This window comes from Bacillus sp. FJAT-52991 (genome assembly GCF_037201805.1).
GTDB lineage: Bacteria > Bacillota > Bacilli > Bacillales > Domibacillaceae > Bacillus_CE > Bacillus_CE kandeliae.
In genome coordinates this window covers 1,054,363-1,067,730 of record NZ_CP147404.1, presented here as the reverse complement: position 1 = coordinate 1,067,730, position 13,368 = coordinate 1,054,363, and the positions used below count along the sequence as shown (strand labels likewise).

Here is a 13,368-nt window from a genome sequence, read left to right as displayed (position 1 = left end):
ACAGATTGATCACATAAAATGAAAAGATCCTTTTATCTATTTTTGATAAAAGGATCTTTTCATTGACTCAATACTAGTTAGTTTTTCTATTATTTTATGCATCCACCTTTTTTACTTTTTCCCAGACTTCCTCAATGTTCTTCATTTTATTATCCCAGCATGCTTGGCTTAAATCGACCGGATATTCTTCTGGATTTAACGAACGCTTATACTCTTTCCATAAAAGCTGGAGATTTTCTTTCACATATTGTTGAATATCTTTAATTTCCGGCAAATGATAAATGAATTCCCCATCAGTAAAGATTTTTTCGTGAAGCTCTTTCGCTTCAAAGTTAGTCACAAACTTTGAAAGAAACGTATGAACAGGATGAAACATTTTCAGCCGTTTTTCTTGCTGTGGGTTCTCGTCTTCCATAGCAATATAATCTCCCTCGGCTTTTCCATTTGCTTTATTGATGATGCGATATACTCGCTTCAAGCCAGGAGTTGTCACTTTTTCTGGATTTCCAGAAATTTTGATCGTATCTTCCATCTCTCCTTGTTCATTTTCAATTGAAACAAGCTTATACACGGCCCCTAAAGCCGCTTGATCGAAGGCGGTGATCAGCTTCGTTCCGATTCCCCAACTATCAATTTGTGCTCCTTCTGCCTTTAAGTTCATAATGGTATACTCATCAAGATCATTAGAAGCAATAATTTTCGCTTGAGGAAACCCAGCGTCATCTAACATTTTTCTTGCTTCCTTTGATAAATACGCCAAATCTCCACTATCTAAACGAATACCAATGAAATTGATGCGATTTCCTAACTCTTTCGCTACTTTAATTGCAGTCGGTACTCCTGATTTTAACGTATCGTATGTGTCAACTAAAAAGACGCAATCTTCATGACGTTCAGCATATTTATGAAAGGCAATATATTCATCTTTATACGTTTGAACGAGAGCATGAGCATGTGTACCTGATACAGGAATGCCAAACATTTTCCCAGCTCTTACATTGCTCGTGCCATCGAACCCTCCAATAAAAGCAGCTCGCGTCCCCCAAATGGCCGCATCCATTTCCTGAGCACGCCGACTTCCAAATTCCATCGCTGCTTCTTCACCAACGACTTGTTTAATTCTTGATGCTTTCGTCGCAATAAGCGTTTGGTAATTCACAATATTTAATAAAGCGGTTTCAATAATTTGTGCCTGAGCAAGGGAAGCTTCTACCCGAAGAATGGGTTCGTTTCCAAACACAAGCTCTCCTTCTTTCATAGAAAAGACCGTCCCAGTGAACGTCATCTCTTGCAAGTAAGCAAGAAAATCCTCTTCATAACCGACTTCATTACGTAAGTAGTCAATATCGCTATCGGTAAACTTAAAATTCTGCAAGTAGTTTACTATTCGTTCTAGTCCAGCAAAAACAGCATAGCCATTCCCAAACGGAAGCTTTCTGAAATACAATTCAAATACCGCTTTCTTATCATGAATGCCATCGTTCCAATACGTTTCCGCCATATTAATTTGATATAAATCTGTATGTAATGCTAGTCCATCATCTTGATATCTCTTGTTCATTTGTCTTCCCTCCAAAATTAAAGCACCTTTGCCCCTAAACAAGCTGCAAAATGGCCGAGTGCCCATTCATGACCTTGCTGATTGAAACTAGCGACTGCCTCTTTATGAATCACGATATTATATCCTTTATTATAAGCATCTACCGCTGTATGGAGCACACAAATATCCGTACACACACCGATAATATGAACTTCAGTGATGCCACGTTCTCGGAGTTTTATATCAAGGTCTGTCCCAGCAAAAGCGGAATATCGCATTTTATCCATATAATAAAGATTGTCATCTTCTTTATATTTCTCGTACACCTCTTGTAATTGACCATACAATGTGCGGCCATTTGAGCCTTCAATATTATGAGGTGGGAACAGCTTTGTCTCCGGATGATAAGCATCTTGCTTATGGTGAAGATCAATTGCCAAAACAACATAATCCCCTTCTGCCAAAAACTCTTTTGTAATCGAAACGATTTTCTCCTCAATCTCTTCTGCTGGTGGACCAACAGGCAAAGATCCATCCACAAAGTCATTCGTATAATCCACATTAATTAATGCTTTCTTATTCATCCGAACCTCTCCTTTTATTTATAAATACTTTTTATTGGCACATGTTCGTTAAAGCGATATAGCTTTGTTTTATATTTGGAATTTCTTTGTGTCGTTTTTGGCTGACCATTTTCCAATGTCACCAGCTCTATAAATGGAAGACTGGGGGCCTTCCTCCAAAAAAACGGTTCTGATTTAACCACTTCATCGACGATACCTTCTGATACACTTAAAATAACATTTCGTAATTCTGATAGTGTAAACTCTTTCGGAAGAAACTCTTTCGCAAGCGTTGTTTGCAGCATATCGATTTGAATCATTCGCAAGGCATCTTGAATCATTTCCTTGTGGTCAAAAGCAAGCGGTAGTTTTAACGCTTCTTGAACGCTAAACAATTGTACATCCGCTGCATCATCTCCAGCTTTTCTTTCAGCAAGCAAATGTTCTGGAACCGCCGCATAGTGGGCATTTGTAATCATCCAACCTCTCGGATCTCGCCCTTCTTTATCATAAACACCGTAATGCTTTAAATGAATTCCTTGGATACCTGTTTCTTCTTCTAATTCTCTCAGTGCCGCTTCGAAAGCGGTTTCTTTCGATCCAACAAAACCTCCAGGAAGGGCCCATTTTCCTCCTTCTATATTCGGTTGGCCTTCTGCATTTTCCATCGCCCTTTTAATTAACAAAATACTTAACGAACGACCGATCTCCACTTGTTCATTTGGCGTAATAGTAAAAATGGCAATATCACTTGTGTAACCATCGGGAGTCCGATATTTTCTGACATCGTATGCCTTTAACGCTTCTTGATCATTCACAAACTCATTTAACAAAAAGATCCACCTCAATAAAAATGATTAATGATTCGTTAATCAAAAATTACTACATACACACTTAAAAATCAAGTCTTATTTTAATTTTCTGTCTTTTTTCAATAATCAAGCTGCAGAAACTTACCTGCAGCTTGTCTAATAAAGTGAAACTTCAATCAGTGAGGGTTTTCTTCATCCCCCACTGATAAAAGAAGAACAAAGGCTAAAGTCGCAACGGGCTGTTGATCCCTCACCTACATGCCTGCGCTCCTTCTGCCACGTTGAGGTGGGGGTCTTACAGCCCGTTAATGCGGGATAAAAGAAAGACAAAAAATCCACAGAGCTTTTTATGCTCTCTGTGGATTTTTCAAATTGTATGAACATTACCTTATCCTACAAAAGAATGCTCTTTGATTCGTTCCGATGTTTCATCTTGTGTAATTTCTTGTAGTGATGTCACACGTCCATAGGTATCTTTGAAAACAATATGTTCTTTAGAAAATTGTGTTGGGTTATCAATTCCTGTAGCTGCAGAAATATTATATAACCCTTTTCTCATAGCGATGACATAATTAGCGACGCGGTACTTTTTCTCATCAATAACGAGGGCGCGTTGTAATTCTGGGTCTGTCGTTGCAACACCGACAGGGCATTTATTTGTATGACAATGCTGAGCGTTAATACAGCCGACTGCAAACATAAAACCACGAGCAATATTGACTAAATCAGCTCCCATCCCAAGCGCTACTGCGACACGGTCTGGTGTGAATAATTTCCCAGAAGCAAAAATTTTCACTTGCTCTCTTACACCATGTTGACGTAAAGCTTTATCTAACAAAGAGAGGGCACTTTTAATTGGCAAACCGACACTATCAGCTAATTCTTGATAAGTGGCACCTGTACCACCTTCCCCACCATCAACCGTAATAAAGTCAGGTCCTTTGCCAGTTTTTTTCATATATTTAGCTAATTCTTCAACCGTATCATAGTTACCGACAACGATTTTAATCCCTACTGGCTTCCCGCCTATTTGCTGCAGCTCTTCAACAAATTCAAACATAGATGGTAAATCATTAAATTCATTGAAACGGTTTGGACTGTCAACCGTTTGATATGGTTCGACGCCACGGATCTCGGCAATGTTTGGCGATACCTTTGCTCCATCAATGTGACCGCCGCGAATTTTCGCTCCTTGGCCTAATTTTAATTCAAACGCTTTAATTTGTTCGATGGTGCTTTTTTCTTTGAATTTTTCCCAAGAAAAGTTTCCCTCTTTGTCACGAACACCGAAAAGACCAGGACCGATTTGCATAATAATATCGGTATTCCCTTGTAAATGATAAGGAGAAACCCCACCTTCTCCAGTATTCATCCAGGCACCCTGTGCAATCCCTAATCCTTCTGACAAAGCAGAAATAGCGTGTTCACCAAGTGCACCATAGCTCATTCCACTCATACCAATTTGTCCACGAACGAAAAATGGTTGCCTTCTCTTTGGACCAATGATGATGGTATCTTCCTCTTTTAAAAGCCACGGATCAGCTAAAGCATCTTCCACATGTTCTTTACGGTTGACAACGCTTTCTTTATCAATAATATACTTCTTTGTCGAAACCAATTCCTTATTGTCTGCGGCTAACTCTGTTTTTTGTTTAGGAAACATCGCATTTCGAATATAATAACCTTCTTTATCAAAATCACGTTTAGAACCGAAAGGAATAACATAATCTAAATATTTAGATGGCAAAACAACATTTAAAAAATCAACGCGTGAATACGGTTTACTCTCCGTATCATTATCAAAGAAATATTGTCGGAATTCAGGTCCAATAATTTCAAATAAATAACGAGCTTTCCCTAAAACCGGGAAATTACGCAAAATGGCATGTTGTTTTTGATTATGGTCAGAAATCCATAAATATACAAAAACAATTAATGGTACAAGAATAGCTAATGCAATGATTGATACAAAAACTAACATAATAATTTCTAAAGACATGATTTATTGTTCCTCCTAATAACAGTTATAAAATTAAGGGATTTTCTCCTCATCTTATATTTCCACTCCCAATCCTACACCAAAATCTATTTTTTATGAGTTGATGGTAACTGCTTATATATTCGTAATCGATATAAAGCATCTCCTTTATCATTATTGTACTTTTGAAAATGCTTCCAACAAAAAACACTAACTGCTCCATTATACCAAATAAATGGGCTTATTCCACATTTATAAAAATCTAAATTTAACAAATTTTTTTCTTGTAAAGCAACAAAAAAAAACAGTTCACAAAGCGCCTTATTAAATACAATTCATTCACTGCCTTCTAAAGGATTTAAAGATGCCCGCCGCCTGTCATACCCTCCTCCTTTTTTGCATAAATTAGTGACAATCAGGATATGGGAGGAGAGGTTATGCCAACAGTTATTAATATTTATAGCATGAAGATTAATAATATCTCTAATAATGGTTCATTAAATATTGGAGATGCCCTGCATAATGCACATACAGCCAACGCCAAGTCACAAGGCAGCAATTCATCTTATGGCGATATTTCTCCAACTGAGTCGATGATGGAGAATGTATTTATAGATCCAGATGTAAATGACATGGGAGATATTGCAAACCCGGCAAATGTGAATTCTGCGCAAGTTTAACTACTAAATTTTTATTCCTTTTTTCCGCTGCTTTCATATAGTAACTAGGGGACAGAAAAAGGAGGAACATCTATGCCTTTTATTATTAATATCGTGAATATGAAAACGAATGGAGTCACTCAAAACGGAAATATTGATATTGGAGGAACGGTTCATAACAGTCATACAGCCAATAGTAAATTTGTCGGTGCCAACATTTCATTAGGTGATTTCTCACCTACTTCCTCTTGCATGGGCAACGGTGTGCTCGATACGGATGTAAGCGATCAAGATCAAATCGCCAACCCATCTTTACCAATCGCTAACCAATTTTAAATAAAAAGTGAAAGGAGTGACCTTCATGTTTCCTTTTCAATCTCCCTTTTCTTCGAATGAGGATTGGCAAAAGTGGATGAAGCAATTTAATCAAGGTGATATTGAAAAATATGTACAGAATGTTTTAACCCAATCTCTGCCAGACTCTTTACAAAAGCATCAAAAAGCATTTGACTTTTTAAGAGACACTCCTTTTTCTCCAATTGAAAATCAACAGCCTATCCATTCGTCTCCAGAAACAGAAACTCCAACTATCCACATTTCTGTCTTTGAAACACATGAAGATGTGTATGTAAAAATCCCGGTTGATGATGCTTCGATGTTTTCACATTTAAAAATTTATCATACATCTAACCAAGCCATTATTGAAGGCATCCCTACTGCTGATGATAAGAAAATAGTGATTCTCCCAGCTATTGTGAAGAAAAAAGGAGCCGTCGCTCACTTCAAAGAAGGCATCCTTCAAATCAAAATCCCGAAAGAAATCGATTTACAATATACAGAAATAGATGTCCCCGATTTGGAATAAATATTAATAGCCGGTAAGTACAAGGAGGAATGAGCCTTGGATTTTGAAAAGTTTAAGCAATGGATGAACTTTGCCCAGCACTATCAATCCGGTGACTTCTGGAACAATATCTTTGATCAATCAAAGACGACAACCGACCGATCGATAGAAAATTTCCCTCCTGTTGACGTGTACATTGAAGACTCGCGAGTGATCATTCTAATTGAACTTTCAGGACTGACTAAAAACGATATACAAGTGTCCGTCTCAGGAACAACTCTCACGATTCAAGGTCAGGTCAAAAGCTTTTTCAATGCCTCTCCCGTTTTACAAGAACGATATTACGGAGAATTCAAACGAACCATTCAACTTCCTGAGCCAGTAGAAGGCAGAAATGTTTCCGCTAAATTTTATCATGGGCTCCTTTTTCTCAGCTATTTTCGAACTTATGCTAAGGAGGAACATATTTTTATCGAATGACCCTCCTTCATTAGCAAAAAATGTACGAGGGAGTATGGCAAATGAATCCTAATTATGACATTGAAACAGCTATTTCAAAATTAGAATCCAAGTTCAAACAACTACAACTTCATATAAATCATATTCATCAAATAGAAGAACAATTTTCTTCCATGCAAGACATTAAACAATTGTTGCAACAAATCCAACAGCAAACGAATACACCAATTATTATTCATCATTCATTTTCCAATACCCAACCGACACTCTTGAACGAGCAAATAGAACAATCCCAGCTTAAATTAAGTCAATTAGAAAGCTATGCTGTCCAAATCATACATTCGATGTCTCTGATACAAAAACAGCTCAAGCTGCTAGAAAAAGAAATGAACCAATTGAATACAGCTCTTTCCTCCTCACCAAGTGAAGGCTCGATTGTTTACCAAGAATTCAATATCGACAAGCTGTATCTCGATAAGTACGAACTGACGAATAATTTAGGACAACTTGGTATTAAAGAACTAAGTGGAGCTCTACATATCGGGGCCTCTCACGGGAACATGCCTAATTTTGAAGAAATGACGGATAAACAGAAACAGCAATTACAAAAATTGAAACAACTAAAGAAGGAAAAGTGACTCGGATATGATAGCAGAAGTCACTTTTTATTTTAGCTCATAAAAACAAAAGACTTATTTATTGACACCCTCCCCCCTATTAGTTACACTATCCTTGTCAATAGTATGTATCGCAACTATTTGTAGGTGATTAATTTGAATCCATCATTAGATGAATATATTAGTATTTATCTTCATCAAACTGACTTGCTGATTACGAGTGAAGTAAAAAACAAGCTCGCTCCATTTAATATTGCTCCTGAACAAAATTTAGTGATGATGCTCCTTTGGAAGAAAGACGGATTAAGCCAGCAGGAAATTGCTGAAAAGCTGAAAAAAGACAAAACCAATATCGCCCGAATGTTACTGAATCTAGAAAAAAAAGGGCTTATTCGTAGAGTATGCTGTCAGCATGATCGCCGCTCGTTAAAAGTATTTCTCACAGATAAGGGAGACCAGCTTAAAACGGTTATCATTCCAATCGCTCAGGAGATAAACCAACGAATTTACAAAGGCATTTCAGAAGAAGAATTACAAACGGTTAGATCTGTTTTATCAAAAATACATGAGAACCTACGATAGCTCTCATTTTTTTGAACTCTAATTGTTGTCATAGCAACATCTTAAATTCAAATGTTTATCTAAATAGTTGTTATGTACCATTGAGTAAAATTTAAGCAAAAGAGGCGACCAAGATGGAAAACGTATTATTTATTAAAGCCAATTCTCGACCAATAGAACAAGCGGTAAGCGTACAGCTTTATCAATCATTTCTTGACAGTTATAAAGAAGCTCACCCTGAAGCTGTCATTACAGAATTAGATTTATTTGAAGAAAATTTACCGTACTACGATACAACAAAAATTAACGGCATGTTTAAACTGGCAAAAGGAATGGAATTAACAGCAGAAGAGCAGCAAGCAACTGATTTAGTCAATAAATATTTAAATCAATTCCTCGCAGCTGATAAAATTGTCATCGCTTTTCCGCTTTGGAATTTGACAGCCCCTGCAGTCTTGCATACTTATTTTGACTATTTATGTCAAGCAGGAAAAACATTCCGCTACACACCTGAAGGCCCAGTAGGTATGCTTTCAGATAAAAAAGTAGTGCTGCTAAATGCAAGAGGTGGCGTATACTCTGAAGGCCCAGCCCAATCAATAGAAATGGCTGTTAGCTACGTAACAAGCATTCTCTCATTCTTAGGAGTTACTGACCTATCTACAATCATCGTTGAAGGCCATAACCAATTCCCAGACAAAGCCGGAGAAATCATTGAAGAAGGCGTGCAAAAAGCAGCAAAACTTGCCCTTCAATTCTAAGTGCCTGTCACTACCCAAAATTTGTTGAAACGGCGTCAACTTGAAGCCAGCTAATCCATAAAGACGGACTCGAAAGCAGAAAAACCTTCTTTCGAGTCCGTCTTTTTTCAATATTTTCCGCCTCTTTTCACCATACTAAAAGTGAGGTGAAGAATATGTATCGACTATTATCACATAATGACTTAGATGGTGTAGGCTGTGGTATTCTAGCAAAGCTCGCGTTCGAAAAGCAAGTTCAAATTCGCTACAACTCAATTTCAGGTCTTAATCATGAAGTGCAATGGTTTTTAGAACATGGAGATCCACAAACATTTTTATTGATTACTGATTTGTCAGTGAACGAAGAAAACGAAAAGAGACTCAATCAATTTTATCAAGCTGGAGGAAAAGTCCAACTGCTCGATCATCATAAAACCGCTTTGCACTTTAATGAATATGATTGGGGGCATATTGTGGTGGAAGATGATGAAGGGAAATTAACCTCTGCCACTTCCTTATTATACGAATACCTTATTAAACATGAACTAATGGAGCCTTCTTCCACAGTAGCTGAATTTGTAGAGCTTGTCAGACAGTATGACACGTGGGAATGGGAGAAAAATGATAATCAAGATGCCCAAAGACTTAATGCTCTCTTCTTTTTAGTATCGATTGAAGAATTTGAAGAAAAAATGATCCACCGACTAAAAAATAGTGATCACTTCTTCTTTGATGAATTTGAGCAAAAAATATTAGATATGGAAGAGAATAAAATCGAACGCTATATTCGCCGAAAACGACGAGAACTCGTCCAAGCTCCCATCGGCGAATATTTTGCTGGTATCGTCTATGCAGAATCTTATCATTCAGAGCTTGGCAATGAATTAGGAAAAGAATATCCTCATCTGGATTATATCGCCATTTTGAATGTCGGCGGCAAACGAATGGGATTTCGAACAATTCATGATCATATTGATGTATCCCAAATTGCTAGCGAGTTTGGAGGCGGTGGGCATGCCAAAGCGTCCGGCTGTTCTTTAACTGAGGTTGCATACAAAAAATTTGTAACAGATACCTTTCATCTTGAGCCTTTACGCGAAGACGCCAAAAGAAACCGCTACAATATGAAAGAATCCTCATTTGGTTCCTTGTACGAAAGTCGTACAGAAGAAAGGTTTCTGCTTCATCCTATAAGTGATCATAAGTGGGCAATCAACCATAGCAAGTCAAAAATAACAGAAACGTTCACAAATTTTATAGAAGGAGAAAGCTTTATTAAAAGAAAGTACGGAGCCTGGCTTGTAAGAGATGATGTGTTTGTTCCTCATTTAATGGATCAAATTAGGAAGATTAGAAAAGAAAAATGAAAATGGAGTGGGATTCGTGCCATTTACGAACCCCATTTTATTTTTTATTCCTTTTAGCAATAAAGATACGACATCTATCTTTCATTCTTTATTGAAGCATTTAAAGCTCTTTCCATTCGCTTAAAGTACCACCTGAAACAAATCCAAAAGAAAACATAGACAAGTATGAAGATCATTAAGCTTGCGAAAATCGCTACAAACTGTAGTGGAATCCAGCCGATAGTCAGTGCTATTGGATAAAAAGCGATCACCGAAAGACAGAAATGAGAAGCTGTCTGTTTTAATGGACTCCACTTTTCAATATCAAAGATGAGGGAAGCAATGCCAAAATACCCCCCAATCGCTAAACTTGCCAGCATTTGAACCCAAATTTCATGCAGAGAAATATCAATATTCCACCTATCTAAAGCCGTTAAAGCAATAAAAGTGATCACTGCTCCAAAACCGAGCCCAGCTAAACCTCTCTTCACTGCTTCAATTCCCATAAGAACCACCTCCTAGAATTAATTTTTCTTTTATTTCAGCAACATAGTTTCGGGTAACATATTCCTTATTTCCTGATTTAAAATGAACACAAAGACTACCGTTAAACGCTAATTCAAAACGGAGAATTTGATTAAGATTGCCGATAACCGATTTAGAAAAGCGGGTAAAGTGAAGTGGTTTAAGTAAAGATTCCACTTCATACAATTTCATTTTCAATTCAACCTTTTGTTGAGCCATCGCCGCAAATACTTTTCGATTTTCAGCAAATACATAATCGATCTCATTTGGATGTATTAAGATAGATTGATCTTGCTCAACACCTACTAAACGTTTCGTATTCCTGCTTTTAATCATTTTCACAATATACTCAAGTTCTTCTGACCACTCCTTCGCTTGAATAGTAATACACGTTTCGTCATGCTCATCATTGATGTCAACTTTCACCTTCATGATTGACCACCTCGCTTTACATACATTATGCCTGATTGGCCACTTAACTGTATTTATTTCACACAACTTGTCACTTACCTTGTATGAAATAACAAAAACTTTGAATGAAAACATGGGCGGTTATTAAATAAGGCTGCAGGAAATATCCTGCAGCCTTGGTGGTTATTTATGATTATCCTATTTGTTAACATATACATGTTTTTTTCTTAACGCCAATCTTATCTCTCTGTTTAATTTTATGAATATATTCCGTTGCCAGTGGCACTTTACAAGCGGTCTGTCCTACATCTACATGAACTTTTCCAATATGTTCGGCAATATTAATCGCTTCTTCATGTAAAGATGTGACATATGTTCCTACACTAATGACAAAGCCATTCATCGTATAGCGCACTCGATTTTGTTCTTGATGAATCGTTTCTTTCACTCGATTCAACAAGAATTGAATTTCCTGTATGTTTAAATCCTCATCTGGGGTGATGGATAAATAATTGGCATATGTACTCCAGCCACAGGTTGCAACCATTTCTTCCTCTGAGTTGATCCATTCTTTAGCTAATTCAAGAGCATAAGAGCTTTCTGCTACCACACCGGCTACGGTATACTCCGCAAGCATATACCAATTGGCTTTTTTGACCCAGTCCTGCAACGTCTCTTTTTTCATCAATTTCGGATTCACGGAGAGACCAGCTAAATACATGGCATCATGATTATTCGTATCAAATAATGCTAACGCTAGCTCCTGATCCTTCTTAACATGCTTAACCAACTTCTTTAAATCGCCTACCTTCACTCCAAAGAAAGGCTCTTTCGCCCCATGACGAGTATATGTTTTCTTTGTTTGTTCTGTACCTAATTGTTCAAGTTGATTCATCACTTCATCAAGCGTCAACCTTACCACCTCTTTTATTGTTAGCTGATTCAATTATATGAATTTACAAATGGAGAAACAATAAAGTGAAACTTCAATCAGTGGAGGTTCTCTTCATCCCCACTGATAAAAGAAGAACAAAGGCTAAGAGCGCAACGTCCTGTTGCAACGCCTTTGTAACCTGCATCGTGCAGGCCCGAACGGATCGGGCGTTTACGGGCTGTTGATCCCCCACCTACATACTTACGCTTCTTCTGCCATGTTGAGGTGGGGGTCTTACAGCCCGTTAATGCGGGATAAATATGAATGCCACTCATGCCCTTCCTATGGTGAAAACAACAGAAATATGCTATAGTGAGATATCAATTTAATACGAGTTCTGTAAATAAGAGTAGGAAGTGACTTATATTGATTAAAATTACAATCCCTGAACCAAATGTCGTCATTAAGAAAGGAAAACAAGTTGGAGAGCCAGGAGAACCTGCACTAAGTACCGAGTATGGCTTTACCAATTATATGAAGGTCGCACGCGATAAAGGCGGTATTTTCATGTTTTTTGATGTTCATGATCAACTGCTTTATGTAGGCAAAGCAAGAAAACTTAGACAGCGAATTCGAAAAAACTTCGAAGACACAGTCTCTCCGATCAAAAACCACAGAGATGAAGTGTATAAAATTGCTGTTTGTTACATTGAAGACCCGGTTGAACGAGACATTTACGAAACCTACATTATCAACAAACTTCAAGCCAAATACAATATCGACAAAGTCTTCTTTAAATAGACAGGTGCCTGTCACTCCCCGGATTTTGTCGAAAAGACCGCTGTTTAGTGCAGCGGTCTTCTTGATTTTATATAAATCACTAATGTTGCATCGAAACAAGTTAAGCATTAAGAACTGGAAATTTCACAAAAAAGTTTATATCTGTCTATGCCTTTTACTGTTTGGCAGAATTTACAACGATAGTGACAAAGAAAAAGCAGTGTTGCTAGCTACTCGTAACTCCTATCGTAAAAAAAGAATTTTAATCGTTTCATACATGTAAATGAAGAAAAACAAAAACCACCGACCGGATATTCCGGTTGGTGGTTTTTTCGACTATCATTAACAAAAGTCGGGAGGGTGACAGGCACCTTACATATAGCCCCAGATCATTGTGAACATTGATCCAAGGATTGTAACGACTCCAACAAATAGAGCATATGCGATATTGATATATAGAGCTGATCGGTCAGATGTTTCTCCAATGTGCATAAACATCAATAATTGAACGCTAGCTTGAGCAATAGCTGTAACGATTAATACGGTCATGCCAGCTGTAAATGTCATGTCAAAATACCAAACTGTTAGGGCAACAAGTGAAAGGATTAGTGAGAAAATGAATCCCATCACATGATGTCTTGGGAAAAATTGTTTCATTA

General features: G+C 37.5%; 17 protein-coding genes. 9 read left to right on the top strand and 8 right to left on the bottom strand.

The features are described 5' to 3' along the window. Positions 1–94: 94 nt before the first annotated feature. The 4 genes from WDJ61_RS05580 to WDJ61_RS05565 all read right to left on the bottom strand — a co-directional run bounded on the left by WDJ61_RS05580 (position 95) and on the right by WDJ61_RS05565 (position 4,914). Positions 95–1,561, bottom strand: a complete 1,467-nt coding sequence (locus tag WDJ61_RS05580; protein WP_338753699.1) for a nicotinate phosphoribosyltransferase — start codon at positions 1,559–1,561, stop codon at positions 95–97. Positions 1,562–1,578: 17 nt separating this feature from the next. Then, entirely contained in the window at positions 1,579–2,124 is a 546-nt protein-coding gene (locus WDJ61_RS05575; protein WP_338753697.1) for an isochorismatase family cysteine hydrolase, read from the bottom strand. A gap of 14 nt (positions 2,125–2,138) precedes the next feature. Further along, complete coding sequence (locus tag WDJ61_RS05570) at positions 2,139–2,936, bottom strand: NUDIX hydrolase (protein WP_338753696.1); 798 nt, start codon at positions 2,934–2,936, stop codon at positions 2,139–2,141. Positions 2,937–3,303: 367 nt separating this feature from the next. After that, positions 3,304–4,914 carry an FMN-binding glutamate synthase family protein gene (locus tag WDJ61_RS05565; protein ID WP_338753695.1) on the bottom strand — a complete coding sequence of 537 codons (1,611 nt, stop codon included), beginning with the start codon at positions 4,912–4,914 and terminating at the stop codon, positions 3,304–3,306. 416 nt (positions 4,915–5,330) lie between these two features. Here WDJ61_RS05565 and WDJ61_RS05560 point away from each other — a divergent pair, with 416 nt between their 5' ends. From WDJ61_RS05560 to WDJ61_RS05525, 8 genes are all read left to right on the top strand, one after another. Beyond that, positions 5,331–5,573, top strand: a complete 243-nt coding sequence (locus WDJ61_RS05560; protein WP_338753693.1) for a spore germination protein — start codon at positions 5,331–5,333, stop codon at positions 5,571–5,573. Positions 5,574–5,645: 72 nt separating this feature from the next. After that, a complete protein-coding gene (locus WDJ61_RS05555) occupies positions 5,646–5,888 on the top strand; it encodes a spore germination protein (RefSeq protein ID WP_338753692.1) in 243 nt (80 codons plus the stop codon). 25 nt (positions 5,889–5,913) lie between these two features. After that, on the top strand, positions 5,914–6,417 hold the full coding sequence (locus WDJ61_RS05550; RefSeq protein WP_338753691.1) for an Hsp20/alpha crystallin family protein: 504 nt from the start codon (positions 5,914–5,916) through the stop codon (positions 6,415–6,417). Positions 6,418–6,453: 36 nt separating this feature from the next. Then, complete coding sequence (locus WDJ61_RS05545) at positions 6,454–6,876, top strand: Hsp20/alpha crystallin family protein (protein ID WP_338753689.1); 423 nt, start codon at positions 6,454–6,456, stop codon at positions 6,874–6,876. A 41-nt stretch (positions 6,877–6,917) separates the two neighbouring features. Beyond that, positions 6,918–7,493, top strand: a complete 576-nt coding sequence (locus WDJ61_RS05540; protein ID WP_338753688.1) for a hypothetical protein — start codon at positions 6,918–6,920, stop codon at positions 7,491–7,493. Positions 7,494–7,619: 126 nt separating this feature from the next. After that, positions 7,620–8,054: a MarR family transcriptional regulator gene (locus WDJ61_RS05535; RefSeq protein ID WP_338753686.1), complete on the top strand. Its 435-nt coding sequence runs from the start codon at positions 7,620–7,622 to the stop codon at positions 8,052–8,054. A 113-nt stretch (positions 8,055–8,167) separates the two neighbouring features. Beyond that, positions 8,168–8,794 (top strand): FMN-dependent NADH-azoreductase, encoded by a 627-nt coding sequence (locus WDJ61_RS05530; protein ID WP_338753684.1) that lies wholly within the window; start codon positions 8,168–8,170, stop codon positions 8,792–8,794. A 155-nt stretch (positions 8,795–8,949) separates the two neighbouring features. After that, on the top strand, positions 8,950–10,140 hold the full coding sequence (locus WDJ61_RS05525; protein WP_338753682.1) for an oligoribonuclease: 1,191 nt from the start codon (positions 8,950–8,952) through the stop codon (positions 10,138–10,140). Between the two features lie 74 nt (positions 10,141–10,214). On the opposite strand, the gene WDJ61_RS05520 is transcribed toward WDJ61_RS05525, so the two are convergent. The 3 genes from WDJ61_RS05520 to WDJ61_RS05510 form a co-directional block, all read right to left on the bottom strand. After that, on the bottom strand, positions 10,215–10,625 hold the full coding sequence (locus tag WDJ61_RS05520) for a DUF3021 domain-containing protein (protein ID WP_338753681.1): 411 nt from the start codon (positions 10,623–10,625) through the stop codon (positions 10,215–10,217). Next, complete coding sequence (locus WDJ61_RS05515; protein WP_338753680.1) at positions 10,615–11,076, bottom strand: LytTR family DNA-binding domain-containing protein; 462 nt, start codon at positions 11,074–11,076, stop codon at positions 10,615–10,617. The genes WDJ61_RS05520 and WDJ61_RS05515 overlap by 11 nt, the downstream gene beginning before the upstream one ends. Positions 11,077–11,260: 184 nt before the next feature. Further along, positions 11,261–11,968 (bottom strand): DNA alkylation repair protein, encoded by a 708-nt coding sequence (locus tag WDJ61_RS05510; protein WP_338753679.1) that lies wholly within the window; start codon positions 11,966–11,968, stop codon positions 11,261–11,263. Positions 11,969–12,355: 387 nt separating this feature from the next. Here WDJ61_RS05510 and WDJ61_RS05505 point away from each other — a divergent pair, with 387 nt between their 5' ends. Continuing rightward, positions 12,356–12,730, top strand: coding sequence for a nucleotide excision repair endonuclease (locus WDJ61_RS05505; RefSeq protein WP_338753678.1), 375 nt, complete (start codon positions 12,356–12,358; stop codon positions 12,728–12,730). A 351-nt stretch (positions 12,731–13,081) separates the two neighbouring features. Here the strand turns inward: WDJ61_RS05505 and qoxD are convergent, their stop codons facing one another. Then, on the bottom strand, positions 13,082–13,366 hold the full coding sequence (gene qoxD, locus WDJ61_RS05500) for a cytochrome aa3 quinol oxidase subunit IV (protein ID WP_338753677.1): 285 nt from the start codon (positions 13,364–13,366) through the stop codon (positions 13,082–13,084). Positions 13,367–13,368 lie beyond the last annotated feature (2 nt).